We start from the raw sequence: 15359 nt of genomic DNA on the forward strand, positions 1-15359 counted from the left end.
GGGGCATAGCTTCCAATCCTCCTATGAAGATCGGAACAAAACCTGGGGTAGTTCATCGCGCTGATTGTTCGGGTGACGGGCCGCATGGACGGTCTGCGCAGAATGTTGCTGACGGCGTTGAAGAACCGCGATGTCGCAGGAGTCGTCGCCACGGATTTGCCTCCGGTTCGTGCTGACCTAGGGTTGTGCTCGGGTTGCCGTATACGACAAGGTATTCGGCGCCGTTCGTCCAGCCCAGGCCCGCCGCGATGACGTGGGCGCTATTGCGCCAGAAATCCCCCGTCGACGGGCAACACAGCACCGGTGACGAACGATGCTTCGTCGGAGGCCAGAAAGGCGATGGCGCTAGCGACCTCCGCCGGTTCACCGAGTCGGCCCATCGGGTGCATGCGCTCGATGTCAGCGAGGTATTCCGAGCCGCCCGGCTCCTCCGGAAGTCGGTTGACCCGCTCTGTTCGAATCGTCCCCGGCGCAACGGCGTTCACCCTGATGCCGCGGTCGGCCCACTCGACCGCCAAGTGCTTCGTCAGGCCGGTAGCGACGAACTTGGCCGGTCCGTAGGCCGCCTGACGTTTTTGGCCGGCCAGGCCCGAGATCGAGGAGAGGCACACGATGGCACCTCCACCGTTCGACACCATCGCTTCGATCGCGAATTTGCAGGTGAGGAACATGCCGCGCCCGTCGATCGCCATGACTTCGTCCCAGCCGGCGGCCGTCACCTCCGTAGCGTCGCCGAGCGGGATGATGCCGGCGTTGGCAACGAGCACGTCGAGCCTCCCGAAGCGATCGATTGCGGCCGCGATCATCCGCCGCGCGTCCTCCTCGACGGAGACGTCGCCGACGACCGTCTCGACTTCGACACCGCTACGCCGCAATTCGTCGGCTAGCCCAAGCAGCGGTTCGCGTTGAATGTCAGTCACGATCAGACGTGCGCCCTCGCGGGCAAAGACCTCGGCGGTCGCCCGCCCGATCCCCATCGCCGCGCCGGTGATCACCGCCGACTTGCCGAGCAGACGTCCAGGTCCTTGGGTCACAGCTCTTCTCCCATTCGCCGCAGTGACGGGTTAGCCACGCTATCCCATCAGCCCAGCGGCGACGGTTGCGCCAAGATTCCAACACGATTCGAGATCGGTCTTGCTCGGCTTGCCCGAGACGACAACGTATTCGGCGGCCTTCGTCCACCCCAGGCCGGTCGTGATCGCGGTCACCCCGTTTTGGGCGCCCTCGGTGCCCTCGTTGCCGTGCAGGTACAGACCGAAGGGTCGGCCACGCGTCGCGTCTAGGCACGGGTAGTAGATGACGTCGAACGCGTGCTTGAGAGCGCCGCTCATGTAACCGAGGTTTGCGGGGCTGCCGAGCAGATAGCCGTCCGCTTCGAGTACATCGGTCGCCGAGACGGTCAGGGCCGGCCGTCGCACGACCTCCACGCCCTCGATCTCAGGGTCGTTGGCGCCGGATACGACGGCGTCGAACATCTCCTGGCAGTGAGGCGACGGTGTGTGATGGACGATCAGCAATGTCTTGTTCGATGGACTGCTCAATCCTGCTCCTCCATCTCGACAGCCTTCTTCATGGCTTCGCGCGCGCGGCCGCGATCGCCGGCGTAGTCGTAGGCACGGGCCAGCCGATACCATCGCCGCCAGTTGTTCGGGTCCTGCTCCAACTCGTCGCGCACGGCGGCGAAGAGCTCGTCGGCGGCCTCGCGCTCGATCCGTCCTGAGGCCATTCGCGGCAGTGCGCTCACGTCGAGTTCCATGCCCTCGTCCTTCACGATCCGGCCCAGCCGCTGGTGTGCAAGCCCGGCCCGCAGCGTGCTGACCAGAACCCAGATGCCGATCAGCGGCATGATCATCAGCGCGGCACCGAGCCCGACTGCGGCGGGTTCACCGGAACTGAGGAACGCCAACGCGATCCGGCCGAGCAGAAAGAAATAGACGACGAGCGCTACGCACATGAAGCCGATCAGCAGCTGGATACGCAGCGCTCGCGATTTCTCACTCATCAGAGGTCGAGCAGCGGCTCAATACCCACGGTGAGGCCGGGACGTTCGGCGACCTTGCGCACCGCGAGGAGCACGCCGGGTACGAAAGACGTGCGGTCGATGCTGTCGTGTCGGATTGTCAAAGTCTCACCCTGCGTGCCGAACAGCACTTCCTGGTGCGCGACGAGGCCAGCCAACCGCACCGAGTGCACGGGAATACCGTCGACGTCGGCGCCGCGGGCACCCTCGAGGCCCGTGCTCGTCGCGTCGGGGTTGGGCGGCAGGTCTTTGCGTGCCTCGGCGATCAGCCGGGCGGTGCGTACGGCCGTGCCCGACGGCGCGTCCGCCTTGTGCGGATGGTGCAGTTCGATGACTTCGACGGACTCGAAAAACTTGGCGGCCTGCTGCGCGAAGTGCATTGACAGCACCGCGCCGATCGCGAAGTTCGGCGCGATGAGCACTGCGACATCCGGCTTGCCGGACAGCCACTGCTGGACCTGGCTGATGCGCTCGTCGGTGAAGCCGGTCGTACCGACAACCGCGTGGATTCCGTTGTCGATCACGAATTTCAGGTTGTCCATCACGACGTCGGGATGCGTGAAGTCGATGACGACATCGGTGCGCGAGTCGACCAGTTCACTCAGCGGATCACCAGCGTCGACCCCCGCAGTGAACGTCAGGTCCGCAGCCTCTTCGACTGCCTGCACCATCGTCGCGCCGACTTTGCCCTTGGCCCCCAGCACCGCCACTCGCATGGGCCAACCCTAGTTGGTCGCTTAGAGCGGGGAGGCGCCACGCAGGTGCTCGAAGATCAACGACGTCTGCGTCCCCGCCACGTCGGTGTCGGCGTTGAGGTTTTCCACCACGAACGACCGCAGGTCGTCGGTGTCGCGCGCGGCGACGTGCAGGATGAAGTCCTCGGCACCTGCCAGGAAGTAGACGTCCATCACCTGAGGTTTGCGTCTGATCTGGTCGATGAAGCTGTGGATCTTGCCGCGAGCGTTGGATTGCAGGCTCACCGAGATCATCGCCTGCAGCGTCAGACCGATGGCCGCCGGATCGATGTCGGTGTAGAAACCCCGAATCACCCCGAGGTCCTGCAGTCGCTTCAGCCTCGCGTGACAGGTTGACGGGGCGATCCCGACGGCGTCGGCCAGGGCGCTGTTGGAGATCCGCGCATCCCCATGAAGCGTGAGCAGCATCCGCCGGTCGACGGCGTCGAGATCGACGGCCTGAACATCCTTCGGCGAACGCGGTGGACCCGCCGATCTGATCGATGTTTCTTCGGACATATCGGCACTTTAACGAAGAATAGACAAAGTTATTGCCAATCGATCGAATATTCCTCACACTTTAGGGAGCAAATTCGACTATAGGAGCGATCATGCGTGTCGGCATCCCGACCGAGATCAAGAACAACGAATTCCGTGTGGCCATCACCCCGGCCGGTGTCGCCGAGCTGGTCCACCGTGGCCACGAGGTCCTGATCCAGGCCGGTGCCGGCGAGGGCTCCGCGATCTCCGATGCAGACTTCAAGCGGGCCGGCGCGCAGATGATCCCCAGCGTCGACGAGGTATGGGCCGAGGCCGAGCTGCTGCTCAAGGTCAAGGAGCCGATCGAGGCCGAGTACTCGCGCCTGCGCGAGGGCCAGACCCTGTTCACCTACCTGCACCTCGCCGCCTCCAAGCCGTGCACCGACGCGCTGCTCGCCTCGGGCACCACGTCCATCGCCTATGAAACCGTCCAGCTGGCCGACGGATCCCTGCCGCTGCTGGCCCCCATGAGCGAGGTCGCGGGACGACTGGCCGCACAGGTCGGTGCGTACCACCTGATGCGAACCCGCGGTGGTCGTGGCGTGCTGATGGGCGGCGTCCCCGGCGTCGCGCCGGCCAAGGTCGTGGTGATCGGCGGTGGCATGGCCGGCGACAACGCCGCCGCCGTCGCCTGGGGCATGGGCGCGCACGTCACCGTGTTCGACCTCAACATCAACATCCTGCGCAAGATCGACGCCGAGTACGGCGGCGCCATCGAGACCCGTTACTCGTCCACACTTGATCTGGAGGACGCGGTCAAGGAGGCTGATCTGGTCATCGGCGCCGTGCTCGTCCCCGGTGCCAAGGCGCCCAAGCTGGTGACGAATTCGACTGTGGCACACATGAAATCCGGTGCGGTACTCGTCGACATCGCCATCGATCAGGGTGGCTGCTTCGAGGATTCGCGGCCCACCACGCACGACGATCCGACCTTCGCGGTCCACGACACCGTGTTCTACTGCGTGGCGAACATGCCGGGCGCGGTTCCGCGCACGTCGACCTACGCGCTGACCAATGCCACTATGCCCTACGTGCTGAAACTGGCCGACAAGGGCTGGCAGGCCGCGTGCGAGGCCGATCCGGCGCTGGCCAAGGGTCTGTCGACGCACCAGGGCTCGCTGCTCTCCGAGCAGGTCGCCACCGATCTGGATCTGCCCTTCACCGATCCGGGCACCGTGCTGGCCTGATCACCCGAACAACTCCCCGTCGATGTAGAACCACCGACGGGCTCGAACGGCGAAGCGGGACCGCTCATGCAGCGTTCCCCCCGCGACGCCAGGAGCAGATCGGCCTGAGCGTCGGTTTTGTTGGCTTTGCCGGTAGTGCGCACGGAATTCGACCTCGCCCGAATCATCGCCGCTCAACCCGTCAACGGTGTCGACGATCTCCAGTCCGGTCCACGTCAAGCCGGTCGCCGGCGTCAGCTCCGGGGGCCGTGTCGTCGGATGCCACGTCTGCCAGACGTAGTTGAGATCGTTTACGGCGTAGGCGCTGTAGCGCGACCGCATCAATTGTTCGGCCGTTTCGGCCTGACGTTCGCCCAGGTGCAGCGGTAGGCAACAGCGCCCGAACGGCAGTTCCGAACCACAGGGACACAATGCGGCCGGATCCATGCTCACAGTGTGCCAAGCCGACCTTGCTGCGCTATAGGGGTCTTTGAGGTCCGCATCGTAGGGTTTCACCCGATTCCTTCCGCGGGCTGCTCCGATACCGTTGGTCCAGCTGCAGGTGCTCCACACACCCCGTAGCAGTCGTCTGACCAGGCACACCCGGACTACCCGGGGGGGACCGGGTGTCCTGGTCAACGGCGTCTACGCGAGCAGCGTCGGCAGCACCAGCGCCGTGATCTCCCCGATGAGCGGGCGCATGTTCGCCGCTTGCGGATCATTGGCTTGCGACCGCGTCATGATCGCGAGCAGCACGCGTTGGCCCTCCGGCCCATACGCGATTCCGACATCGTTGGTCGTGCCGTAGCTCCCACTGCCCGTCTTGTCGGCGCTGGTCCAGGCCGGCGGCAGCCCCGCCCGCATGCTCGACGTCTGGTTGGCGCGCATCCAGTCCTCGAGCAGCCCCCGCTGCGGTGGCGCGAGGACATCTCCGTCCAGCAGCGCGCGATAACCCCCACCCAGCGCCTCGGGTGTGCTGGTGTCCCGCGGATCACCCGGGATCGCCGAGTTCAGCTCGGTCTCCCAGCGGTCCAGACGCGTTTGTCCGTCCCCGATGCTGCGCGCGAACGCGGTGATCGCCTGCGGCCCGCCGATCCTGCTGAGCAGTAGGTTCGCCGCGGCGTTGTCACTCTGCTGCAGCGTGGCCTGGCACAGCTCGGCCAGCGTCATCTCGGAGCCAGCGCGCGGTCCGGTGACGGGTGAGTTCGGCAGGATCTGAGCCGGGTCTACGAACATCCCCTCGTCGAGCGAGAGTTCGCCGTGCTGAGCCATCTGCAGGACGCGCGCCGAGGCATACCCCTTGAACACCGAACACAGGGCAAGAGGGTCCTGTGCGCGGTGCGCAACAGTCTTGTCTGACACCAGGTTTGAAGCGAACAGCCCGATAACGGCGTTGTGGCGTTGCTCGAGCCCCTGCAGGGACGCCTCGATGGACGACGGCGGCTGTGCCGTCGCGGTACGTGGCGCGGACGCGGCCACCGCGGCGAGCGTCAACCCACCGAGCAGAACATTTCGTCTGGACAGTCGCTGGATGTCGGCGCTGGAGCGCCTCAGTCGAGTCATCGACTCCCAGCCTAGGCGATCAGCGCGTGATGGCCCGAAGCGGCTGCGGCAGCATCCTTTTCGAAGTTTGCGGACCGAGAACTGCGCCACCGTATTGCCGGGTCAGCAGTTTGCGCGCGACGCTGTTCACTTCGTCCAGCGTTACCGCTTCGATCCTGGACAGGGTGTCGGCGATCGTGCGATGCGCGCCATAGTTCAGCTCGCTTCGGCCGATCCGGTTCATCCGGGAACCCGAATCCTCCAGTCCGAGCACCAGTCCGCCGCGCAGTGAGCCCTTCGCGATGCGGTATTCGGTTTCGGTGATGCCGTCACGGGCCACGTCCTCGAGCACATCGACGGTCACCCGGACGACCTCTGCGAAGCGTTCGGGTAGGCACGCCGCGTAGATGGAGAGCGCACCGCTGTCGGAGAAGGTGTCCACGGTCGAGTACACCGAGTACGCCAGCCCGCGGGTTTCCCGAATCTGTTGAAACAGCCGGGAACTCAGCCCACCGCCGAGAGCGGTGTTGAGCACCGACAATGCCCACCGATGCTCCCAGTGCCTGCCCGGTGTCCGGACGCCCAGCGACAGATGGGTCTGCTCGGCGTCCTTGTTGACGATCTCAAGGGTCGGCCGGCCCGTGACGCGACCGGTGCCCTTACGCGGGGCCACCGGCTTGCGGCCGCGCACCAGGCGAGGACCGAAGTGCTCGCGCACCAGCGACACGACCTCGTTGTGGTCCACATTTCCCGCGACCGCCACCACCATCCGCTCCGGTGTATAGCGCCGCATGTGGAACGAATGCAGTTGCGTCCTGGTCATGGAGGCGATCGACTCCGCGCTGCCGATCACCGGTCGCCCGACAGGATGCGTACCGAACATCGCCGACAGGAAGACGTCGCCGAGGGTGTCCTCGGGATCGTCGTCGCGCATCGCGATCTCCTCGAGCACGACGGCCCGCTCGATCTCGACATCGTCTGCGGCACAACGCCCCCGCAGCACCACGTCGGCCACCAGGTCGACCGCCAGTTCGAGGTCGGTGTCGAGCACATGCGCGTAGTAGCACGTGTGCTCACGGGCGGTGAACGCGTTCAGCTCGCCACCGACGGCGTCCACCGCCTGTGCGATCTCGACCGCGGATCGCGTCGGCGTCGACTTGAACAGCAGGTGTTCCAGGAAGTGCGCCGCACCGGCCACGCTGGATCCCTCGTCACGGGACCCGACGTCGACCCACACCCCGACCGATGCCGAATGCACCGACGGGACGTACTCGGTGACCACGCGCAGGCCACCGGGTAGTACGGTGCGCCGCACCTTGGAGAGGTCTCGAGTCGATGATTCCTTGTTGTCTGCGCCGCGACGCAACGCCCTAGCTCGTGGCTGCTGCGGCATCTGCTGGCGCTGCATCAGGGGATGCTTCAGCTGCTTCGTCTTCGGCGACGAGGACCAGCGAGATCTTTCCACGGTTGTCGATGTCGGCGATCTCGACGCGCAGCTTGTCGCCCACCTTCACCACGTCCTCGACCTTGGCGATCCGCTTGCCGCGGCCGAGCTTGGAGATGTGCACCAAGCCGTCCCGACCTGGAAGCAGCGACACGAACGCACCGAAATCGGTTGTCTTCACCACCGTTCCGAGGAACCGCTCACCGATCTTGGGCAGCTGCGGGTTGGCGATCGCGTTGATCTTGTCGATCGCAGCCTGTGCCGCTTCGCCATTGGAGGCCCCGACGAACACGGTGCCGTCGTCCTCGATCGAGATCGACGCACCGGTCTCCTCCGTGATCGAGTTGATCATCTTGCCCTTGGGCCCGATGACCTCGCCGATCTTGTCGACCGGCACCTTGATCGTGGTGATCCGCGGTGCATACGGGCTCATCTCGTCGGGCTCGTCGATGGCCTCGGCCATCACCTCGAGAATCGTCAGGCGCGCATCCTTGGCCTGCGACAGTGCGCCGGCCAGCACCTGTGACGGGATGCCGTCCAGCTTGGTGTCCAGCTGCAGCGCGGTGACGAACTCCTTGGTGCCTGCGCACTTGAAGTCCATGTCGCCGAACGCATCCTCGGCGCCGAGAATGTCGGTGAGGGTGACGAAGCGTCGCTCGGTGCCGCCACCATCAACCTCGACGTCGTCGGACACGAGCCCCATCGCGATACCGGCGACCGGGGCCTTCAGCGGCACACCGGCATTCAGCAGCGACAGGGTCGACGCACACACCGAACCCATCGACGTCGAGCCGTTGGAGCCCAATGCCTCCGACACCTGGCGGATCGCGTACGGGAACTCCTCGACGCTCGGCAGCACGGGCATCAGGGCCCGCTCGGCGAGGGCGCCGTGGCCGATCTCGCGACGCTTGGGCGATCCGACGCGACCGGTCTCACCGGTCGAATACGGCGGGAAGTTGTAGTGATGCATGTACCGCTTACTGGTCTCGGGGCCCAGCGAGTCGATCTGCTGGGCCATCTTGACCATGTCCAGCGTGGTGACACCCATGATCTGGGTTTCGCCGCGCTCGAACAGCGCGCTGCCATGCGCGCGCGGCACGACGGCCACCTCGGCGCTCAGAGCACGGATATCGGTGATGCCGCGGCCGTCGATGCGGAAGTGGTCTGTCAAAATACGCTGGCGCACAAGCTTTTTCGTGAGCGATCGGAACGCTGCACCGATCTCCTTCTCGCGGCCGGCGTACTGCTCGGCCAACCGGTCGAGCACCTCGACCTTGATCTCGTTGGTGCGATCGTCGCGCTCTTCCTTACCCGCGATGGTCAGCGCCTTCGACAGCTCGTCGGTGGCCACCGCCGAGACGCTTTCGAACACGTCGTCCTGGTAGTCGGGGAACACCGGGTAGTCGGCCGTCGGCTTGGCGGCTTTCTCGGCGAGCGCCTCCTGCGCGGTGCACAGCGCCGCGATGAACGGCTTGGCGGCCTCGAGACCCTCGGCCACGACCGCCTCGGTCGGGGCACCCGCGCCACCGGCGACGAGCTCGATGACCTTGTCGGTCGCCTCGGCCTCGACCATCATGATCGCGACGTCATCGGCGGTCTTGCGGCCGGCGACGACCATGTCGAACACGGCTCCCTCGAGCTGCTCGATGGTCGGGAACGCGACCCACTGGCCGTCGATCAGCGCGACGCGCACGCCACCGACCGGGCCGGCGAAGGGCAGGCCGGAGATCTGGGTCGACGCCGATGCGGCGTTGATCGCCAGCACGTCATACAGATCCTTTGGATCCAGGCTCATCACGGTGACAACGACCTGGATCTCGTTGCGCAGACCCGAAACGAAGGTCGGGCGCAGCGGCCGGTCGATGAGTCGGCAGGTCAGGATCGCGTCCGTCGACGGCCGGCCCTCACGGCGGAAGAACGAACCCGGGATGCGACCCGCGGCATACATCCGCTCCTCGACGTCGATGGTCAAGGGGAAGAAGTCGAAATGGTCTTTGGGCTGCTTGCTGGCCGTGGTGGCCGACAGCAACATGGTCTCGTCGTCGAGGTAGGCGACGACAGAGCCGGCGGCCTGCTTGGCAAGCCGGCCGGTCTCGAAACGGATGGTGCGGGAGCCGAAGCTCCCGTTGTCGATCACGGCGGTGGATTCGTACACGCCGTCTTCAAGTTCAACTACAGACATGGGTGTCCGTATGGCCTCTCTGGTTCACAGTCTTCACTGTTCAACTGTTTTCGCGTTGCCACAGAGGGTGAATCACCGGCCTCGACTGGGCCACGGCCATCGATCGAAGCTGTCGGGTATCGGACCCGGCAGCCACTACCGAAGACCGTGCGATCGGGCATGTCGTTGATCCAGCACATCCGATGTGACACGCGGGAACGGCGCTCGCGGAACTGCGATCACCGCACCCAGACATTCGAGCCGAAACCGGCTGTCGAACTCAGCCATCCTACATTGCAGCTGGTACGGCCCGAAATCCGCCGGACCCTCAGGCCACATCCTCCACGCATACGGTGAAGTTGCGCTCGTCGTAGGGATAGCCGACGCCGCTTGCGCACTGGTCGACGTTGGCGACGTTCTCCAGCACCTCGGTGGCGCGTTGCCGATTGGGCACCGAGGAATCGTCGCAGTCGACCCGTAGCGGATCCTTGTCGTTGTTCGGATCGATGCTCATGCAGTCGCCGACGACCCAGTCGATATCCATGCAGATCGTGGTGCTGGTATCGGAGAACGTGCTCTTCATCGAGTAGTAAGAGTCGACGTCAGCCGGGCATTGGTCGCTGTTCTCGGCCGTGGCCGCCACCTTGAAATTGGACTCCGGGCTGCCGCACTCGACCCTGGTCACTTCCGGCCGCTCCGGGGTGCCACCCGTCTTAAGGCAGTCCCCTACCGCGAGATCCGTCGCGGACGAGGACGAACACCCCGTCAACCCCCCCAAAACGACGATCGCCGCTACGACGATCGCGGGCAGGTTCCGCACCCGCGTCGCGTCAGCGACGCAGCCCGAGGCGCTCGATCAACGAGCGGTAGCGCGCCACGTCGACCTGCGCGACGTACTTGAGCAGGCGGCGCCGACGGCCGACCAGCAGCAGCAGACCACGTCGCGAGTGGTGGTCGTGCTTGTGCATCTTCAGATGCTCGGTCAGGTCGGCGATGCGCTTGGTCAGCAGCGCGACCTGAGCCTCCGGTGAGCCGGTATCGGTGTCGTGCAGGCCGTACTCGCCCAGAATGGTCTTCTTCTGTTCGACAGTGAGCGCCACGAAACAACTCCATCTATTTCAGTCCGCGAACATGAGGCCCCTAGGCCCCCAAATAAGCGCAGCCGCCGCGAACTGCAGCACACGCTCGGTCGGCCCGGAGTCTACAGCGCACCGCGGCGAGCCGCGAAATCCAGCACCGCGGCGAGCCGCGAAATCGCCGGTCTACTGTGCCGCCAGGATGGTGCGCGCCCGTTCCGTGTCGGCGCCCATCGCGGTGACCAGTTCCTCGACTTTGGCGAATTTCTCTTGCCCGCGGATGCGCGCGACGAAATCGACCGCCACGTGCTGGCCGTAGAGATCGGCTGACGTATCCAGGACGAACGCCTCCACTGTGCGAGTACGCCCGGAGAACGTGGGGTTGGTGCCGACCGAGACGGCTGCCTGGTAGCGCTCACCTGGGACGACGGCGCCCACGATGGGCCCGTGGCCGAGCACCGTGAACCATGCCGCATAGACGCCGTCGGCGGGAATGGCCGAGTACATCGGCGGCGCCACGTTGGCCGTCGGAAAGCCCAGGACCTTGCCGCGCCCGTCGCCGCGGACCACGACACCCTCGACGCGGTGCGGACGTCCCAGAGCCTCGGTAGCGGCAACCATGTCACCGGCGTCGACGCAGGACCGGATGTAGGTCGACGAGAACGTGACGGTTTCCTCGCTGTTGGTGGCATTAGCCCCAAAGGCCTCAGATACCAGGGACATGCCCTCGACCGCGAAGCCGAACCGGTCACCCGCTTTGCGCAGCAGGTCGACGTTGCCGGCCGCCTTCTTGCCGAACGTGAAGTTCTCCCCGACCACGACCTCGACGACGTGCAGCCGTTCGACCAGCAGTTCGTGGACGTAGCGCTCGGGTGTGAGCTTCATGAAATCCGAGGTGAACGGCATGACCAGGAACACGTCGATGCCCATGTCCTCGACCAACTCGGCGCGCCTGGTCAGCGTCGTGAGCTGGGCGGGATGGCTGCCGGGGAAGACGACCTCCATGGGATGTGGGTCGAAGGTCATCAACACCGTCGGCACGCCGCGGGACCGGCCCGCCTTCACCGCGTGGTTGATCAGCTCCTGATGGCCTCGATGAACACCGTCGAACACGCCGATGGTGACGACACATCGGCCCCAGTCCGTCGGGATCTCGTCCTGTCCCCGCCAGCGCTGCACAGCGCAAGCCTACGGCGCACGCGTCGCCACGGCCGCGCTAGATCGCCAGATCAGCTGACAACTGCCTAAACTTCGTAAGCGTGAACGGTGATCCGCGCGACTTGACGATGGTCGCCCAGGATTACCTGAAGGTGATCTGGACTGCCCAGGAGTGGTCGCACGAGAAGGTCAGCACCAAGATGTTGGCCGAGCGACTCGGCGTGTCCGCCAGCACGGCCTCGGAGTCGGTGCGCAAGCTGGCCGACCAGGGCCTGGTCGATCACGAGAAGTACGGCGCCGTGACACTGACCGATGCCGGCCGCGCGGCCGCTCTCGCGATGGTCCGCAGGCACCGGCTCATGGAGACCTTCCTCGTCCGCGAACTCGGATACAGCTGGGACGAGGTGCACGACGAGGCCGAGGTGCTCGAGCACGCGGTGTCCGAGCGGATGCTCGAGCGCATCGACGCCAAGCTCGGCCATCCGACGCGCGACCCGCACGGCGACCCGATTCCCGCCTCCGACGGCCGGGTCCCCACCCCGGACGCCCGCCAGCTGTCGGTCTGCCGCGACGGTGACACCGGAACCGTCGCCCGGATCTCGGACTCCGACCCGGAGATGCTGCGGTATTTCGACAGTGTCGGCATCAGCCTGGATTCGCGGCTGCTGGTGCTGGCCCGGCGCGATTTCGCGGGCATGATCTCGGTGGCGGTCAAGTCCGCCGATGCGGGCGAACACGAGAAGGGCACCACCGTGGAGTTGGGAAACCCTGCGGCAGAAGCTATTTGGGTGGTCGGCTGAGGGTCGCGGACCGTCAGTCGGCCTGCCCGCGACCGCTAGAGGGTGGCCGGCCGCAGCACGACCACCGACTTGGTGCGGATCGCGTCGTCTCTCAGCAGCGCGATGACCCGCCCGTCGACTGCGGTTGCCGCGTAAACACCTTCGATGCCAGCGACTTTCAGCGGCCGCCCATGACGGGTGTCCTCGGTTTCCTCAGCAGTCAGGTCGCGACGCGGGAACGCCAGCAGGCACGCCTCGTCGAGCGTGTACGAAAGGCGCGGCCGTTCGGCGAGGTCCTCCAGACGGGCGGCCTGATCCAGCTCGAACGTGCCGACCCTCGTCCGGCGCAGTGCGGTGAGATGTCCACCGACGCCGAGCGCGGCGCCCACGTCGCGAGCCAGCGCGCGGATGTAGGTTCCGCTGGAGCAGTCGACGTCGACGTCGACGTCGACGAGATCGCCCTCATGCCGGACGGATAGCACGTCGAACCGCTCGATGCGCACCCTGCGCGGCGCGAGCTCGACGGTTTGTCCCTCGCGGGCCAGCTTGTAGGCCCGCTGCCCGTCGACCTTGATGGCGCTCACTGCCGACGGAATCTGATCGATCTCACCGCGCAACGCAGCCACCGCGGTCTCGATCTGCGCCGCACCAACACCGGAGGCCGAAACCGTCTGCAGCACTTCGCCTTCGGCGTCCTCGGTCGACGTGGTCTGACCCAACCGGATCGTCGCGGCGTACGACTTGTCGGTCGCCGTCAGCATGCCGAGGATCTTAGTGGCCCGTTCGATACCGACCACCAGCACGCCCGTAGCCATCGGGTCGAGAGTGCCCGCGTGACCAACCTTTCGGGTGCCGAAGATCCGCCTGCAGCGACCCACCACGTCGTGGCTGGTCATCCCCGCCGGCTTGTCCACGACGACAAGACCAGCTTCGGTCACAGCACTATCGCCGTGAGCGCAAGACCGTCGCGCACCGACCACCGGCCCGCCAGCGTCTGCAGCGGTGGCCCCGACGGTGCAGACGGGTCGACGAGGATGCGTGATTCGAATCCGCCCGCCATGCCGGTGCCGTCGATGTCGAACGTGATGTGCGCGTCCTCGAATCCCAGCCAGCGGTTCGTGACAGGAAACCACGCTTTGTAGGTGGCTTCCTTGGCGCAGAACAGGATTCGGTCCCAATGCAGCCCGCCTGGAAGCGCCTGTAGCTCAGTGCGCTCCCCTGGCAGGCTGATGGCGTCGAGCACGCCGTTGGGGAGCACGTCGTGCGGCTCGGCGTCGATACCGACGGAGCGGATCGCGTCCTGCCGGGCCACAGCCGCGCCGCGGAAGCCCTCACAGTGGGTGAGGCTGCCGACGACGCCGTCGGGCCAGCACGGTTCGCCCTTCTCCCCCTTGAGGATCGGTACGGGTTCAATACCGAGCTCGCCGAGCGCCTCCCGCGCGCAGTGACGCACGGTGATGAACTCGTTGCGGCGCTTGGCGACTGACTTCGCGATAAGCGGCTCTTCTTCGGGCAGCGGTGCGAGTTCCGGTGGGTCGGTATACATCTCCGCCGCAGCCAGCGCCTGGCCGTGCTCGGGCAGCACGCCGGAGAGCAGGGTCGCCATGCCCGTCATGAGTACCTGGCCTGGATGCGTTGCTGCATCTTCTGGGCGTGCTCGCGCATCTCCTGCGTGATCTCGAAGTGCCCGCCGAATTCGTTGAGATAACCGGGCGAGTACTTAGGATCGGGAAGTATCTGCCGCAGCCAGCGATATGGCTTGCGGCGCCGCCACTCCCGCGGATATCCGACCGACACTTCCTCGTGGCGAACCCCGTCGTACCACGTGGTGCGAGGGATGTGCAGGTGGCCGTACACCGAGCACAGCGCGTTGTAGCGGGTGTGCCAGTCGGCGGTCGCCGTGGTGCCGCACCACAGCGCGAACTCCGGATAGAACATCGCATCGCACGGTTCGCGGACCAACGGGAAGTGGTTCACCAGGATGTTGGGAGTCATCCAGTCGAGGTCCTCGAGCCGCTTTCGGGTCGAGGCGACCCGGTCGCGACACCATGCGTCGCGGGTGGCGTACGGCTCGGCCGACAACAGGTACTCGTCGGTGCCCACGATGTTGCGCTCGCGGGCAATGGCCAGCCCCTCGGCCTTGGTCGCTGCCCCCTCCGGCAGAAACGTGTAGTCGTAGAGCAGGAACATCGGCACGATCGTCGCCGGGCCGCCCTCTTCCGTCCACACCGGAAACGGGTGCTCGGGGGTGATGACGCCCATCTGGTCGCAGATGTCGACCAGGTAGTCGTAGCGGGCCTTGCCGAAGATCTGCATCGGGTCGCGGTTGGTGGTCCACAGCTCGTGATTGCCCGGGACCCAGATCACCTTGGCGAAGCGCTTTCGCAGCAAGTCCAGAGCCCAGTAGATCTCGTCGGTGCGTTCACCGACATCGCCGGCCACGATCAGCCAGTCGTCGGGGGTGGACGGGTGCAGCGACTCCGTGACGGGCTTGTTGCCCGTGTGACCGGTGTGAAGGTCGCTGATCGCCCACAGTGTCGGACGTCGGCGGCCAGCCGGCTCCCGTGGGGCTGCCTGATCGTCGCGTGTCACAGCCCTCCAGCCTACGTGCGGGCGATGATCGCGCCCGCAACCCAACTAGAACATGTTCTCTTTTCCGCTTCGGACCCTGACTGCGGGCCGCTACACTCCCCGGGCAGGATCGGTCCAGAGGCCGGCGGCCCCGCCGCCACGACAGCA

At 65.8% G+C, this 15359-nt stretch carries 17 protein-coding genes; 2 read left to right on the forward strand and 15 right to left on the reverse strand.

Annotation, left to right across the window (positions count from 1 at the left end; translation table 11 throughout):
* Window positions 1-260: 260 nt before the first annotated feature.
* From M1248_RS02540 to M1248_RS02560, 5 genes are all read right to left on the reverse strand, one after another.
* Window positions 261-1034, reverse strand: a complete 774-nt coding sequence (locus tag M1248_RS02540) for an SDR family NAD(P)-dependent oxidoreductase (RefSeq protein ID WP_317147472.1) — start codon at window positions 1032-1034, stop codon at window positions 261-263.
* Window positions 1035-1073: 39 nt separating this feature from the next.
* On the reverse strand, window positions 1074-1475 hold the full coding sequence (locus tag M1248_RS02545; protein ID WP_317147668.1) for an NAD(P)H-dependent oxidoreductase: 402 nt from the start codon (window positions 1473-1475) through the stop codon (window positions 1074-1076).
* A gap of 62 nt (window positions 1476-1537) precedes the next feature.
* Window positions 1538-2002 (reverse strand): hypothetical protein, encoded by a 465-nt coding sequence (locus M1248_RS02550; protein ID WP_317147473.1) that lies wholly within the window; start codon window positions 2000-2002, stop codon window positions 1538-1540.
* The gene (gene dapB, locus M1248_RS02555) at window positions 2002-2736 is read right to left on the reverse strand and encodes a 4-hydroxy-tetrahydrodipicolinate reductase (RefSeq protein ID WP_163726450.1); all 735 of its coding nucleotides are present in this window, start codon (window positions 2734-2736) and stop codon (window positions 2002-2004) included. Before dapB ends, M1248_RS02550 begins: the two co-directional genes overlap by 1 nt.
* Window positions 2737-2757: 21 nt before the next feature.
* Window positions 2758-3273 (reverse strand): Lrp/AsnC family transcriptional regulator, encoded by a 516-nt coding sequence (locus tag M1248_RS02560; protein WP_163726447.1) that lies wholly within the window; start codon window positions 3271-3273, stop codon window positions 2758-2760.
* Between the two features lie 92 nt (window positions 3274-3365).
* Here M1248_RS02560 and ald point away from each other — a divergent pair, with 92 nt between their 5' ends.
* A complete protein-coding gene (gene ald / locus M1248_RS02565; RefSeq protein WP_163726444.1) occupies window positions 3366-4481 on the forward strand; it encodes an alanine dehydrogenase in 1116 nt (371 codons plus the stop codon).
* Here ald and M1248_RS02570 read toward each other — a convergent pair whose 3' ends face one another.
* The 7 genes from M1248_RS02570 to M1248_RS02600 form a co-directional block, all read right to left on the reverse strand.
* Entirely contained in the window at window positions 4482-4907 is a 426-nt protein-coding gene (locus tag M1248_RS02570) for a YchJ family protein (RefSeq protein ID WP_163726441.1), read from the reverse strand.
* A gap of 198 nt (window positions 4908-5105) precedes the next feature.
* The gene (gene bla / locus M1248_RS02575) at window positions 5106-5993 is read right to left on the reverse strand and encodes a class A beta-lactamase (RefSeq protein WP_317147669.1); all 888 of its coding nucleotides are present in this window, start codon (window positions 5991-5993) and stop codon (window positions 5106-5108) included.
* Window positions 5994-6042: 49 nt separating this feature from the next.
* Window positions 6043-7410: a M16 family metallopeptidase gene (locus M1248_RS02580; RefSeq protein ID WP_410506610.1), complete on the reverse strand. Its 1368-nt coding sequence runs from the start codon at window positions 7408-7410 to the stop codon at window positions 6043-6045.
* Window positions 7373-9628 carry a polyribonucleotide nucleotidyltransferase gene (locus M1248_RS02585; protein WP_163726437.1) on the reverse strand — a complete coding sequence of 752 codons (2256 nt, stop codon included), beginning with the start codon at window positions 9626-9628 and terminating at the stop codon, window positions 7373-7375. The genes M1248_RS02580 and M1248_RS02585 overlap by 38 nt, the downstream gene beginning before the upstream one ends.
* Before the next feature lie 307 nt (window positions 9629-9935).
* Window positions 9936-10427: a hypothetical protein gene (locus tag M1248_RS02590; protein WP_163726434.1), complete on the reverse strand. Its 492-nt coding sequence runs from the start codon at window positions 10425-10427 to the stop codon at window positions 9936-9938.
* Between the two features lie 10 nt (window positions 10428-10437).
* On the reverse strand, window positions 10438-10707 hold the full coding sequence (gene rpsO, locus M1248_RS02595) for a 30S ribosomal protein S15 (RefSeq protein WP_083127559.1): 270 nt from the start codon (window positions 10705-10707) through the stop codon (window positions 10438-10440).
* A gap of 162 nt (window positions 10708-10869) precedes the next feature.
* Entirely contained in the window at window positions 10870-11862 is a 993-nt protein-coding gene (locus tag M1248_RS02600; RefSeq protein WP_163726431.1) for a bifunctional riboflavin kinase/FAD synthetase, read from the reverse strand.
* 107 nt (window positions 11863-11969) lie between these two features.
* Here M1248_RS02600 and mntR point away from each other — a divergent pair, with 107 nt between their 5' ends.
* Window positions 11970-12641: a manganese-binding transcriptional regulator MntR gene (mntR, locus tag M1248_RS02605; RefSeq protein ID WP_163736941.1), complete on the forward strand. Its 672-nt coding sequence runs from the start codon at window positions 11970-11972 to the stop codon at window positions 12639-12641.
* A gap of 35 nt (window positions 12642-12676) precedes the next feature.
* Here mntR and truB read toward each other — a convergent pair whose 3' ends face one another.
* From truB to M1248_RS02620, 3 genes are read right to left on the reverse strand one after another with little or no spacing between them, the layout of a single operon-like run.
* Window positions 12677-13558 carry a tRNA pseudouridine(55) synthase TruB gene (gene truB, locus M1248_RS02610; protein ID WP_317147474.1) on the reverse strand — a complete coding sequence of 294 codons (882 nt, stop codon included), beginning with the start codon at window positions 13556-13558 and terminating at the stop codon, window positions 12677-12679.
* Window positions 13555-14235 (reverse strand): 4'-phosphopantetheinyl transferase, encoded by a 681-nt coding sequence (locus tag M1248_RS02615; RefSeq protein WP_317147475.1) that lies wholly within the window; start codon window positions 14233-14235, stop codon window positions 13555-13557. Before M1248_RS02615 ends, truB begins: the two co-directional genes overlap by 4 nt.
* Window positions 14232-15212: a metallophosphoesterase family protein gene (locus M1248_RS02620; protein WP_163726423.1), complete on the reverse strand. Its 981-nt coding sequence runs from the start codon at window positions 15210-15212 to the stop codon at window positions 14232-14234. The genes M1248_RS02615 and M1248_RS02620 overlap by 4 nt, the downstream gene beginning before the upstream one ends.
* Between the last annotated feature and the right edge of the window lie 147 nt (window positions 15213-15359).

Source organism: Mycobacterium sp. 29Ha, assembly GCF_032883055.1.
GTDB classification, from domain to species: domain Bacteria; phylum Actinomycetota; class Actinomycetes; order Mycobacteriales; family Mycobacteriaceae; genus Mycobacterium; species Mycobacterium gallinarum.

What these genes read in the sequence shown, in the direction of transcription:
- M1248_RS02545 (WP_317147668.1), bottom strand. Translation starts at nt 1,475, where the DNA reads ATGTTCGACGCCGTCGTATCCGGCGCCAACGACCCTGAGATCGAGGGC.
- M1248_RS02550 (WP_317147473.1), bottom strand. Translation starts at nt 2,002, where the DNA reads ATGAGTGAGAAATCGCGAGCGCTGCGTATCCAGCTGCTGATCGGCTTC.
- dapB (WP_163726450.1), bottom strand. Translation starts at nt 2,736, where the DNA reads ATGCGAGTGGCGGTGCTGGGGGCCAAGGGCAAAGTCGGCGCGACGATG.
- M1248_RS02560 (WP_163726447.1), bottom strand. Translation starts at nt 3,273, where the DNA reads ATGTCCGAAGAAACATCGATCAGATCGGCGGGTCCACCGCGTTCGCCG.
- ald (WP_163726444.1), top strand. Translation starts at nt 3,366, where the DNA reads ATGCGTGTCGGCATCCCGACCGAGATCAAGAACAACGAATTCCGTGTG.
- M1248_RS02570 (WP_163726441.1), bottom strand. Translation starts at nt 4,907, where the DNA reads ATGGATCCGGCCGCATTGTGTCCCTGTGGTTCGGAACTGCCGTTCGGG.
- M1248_RS02580 (WP_410506610.1), bottom strand. Translation starts at nt 7,410, where the DNA reads ATGCAGCGCCAGCAGATGCCGCAGCAGCCACGAGCTAGGGCGTTGCGT.
- M1248_RS02585 (WP_163726437.1), bottom strand. Translation starts at nt 9,628, where the DNA reads ATGTCTGTAGTTGAACTTGAAGACGGCGTGTACGAATCCACCGCCGTG.
- mntR (WP_163736941.1), top strand. Translation starts at nt 11,970, where the DNA reads ATGGTCGCCCAGGATTACCTGAAGGTGATCTGGACTGCCCAGGAGTGG.
- M1248_RS02615 (WP_317147475.1), bottom strand. Translation starts at nt 14,235, where the DNA reads ATGACGGGCATGGCGACCCTGCTCTCCGGCGTGCTGCCCGAGCACGGC.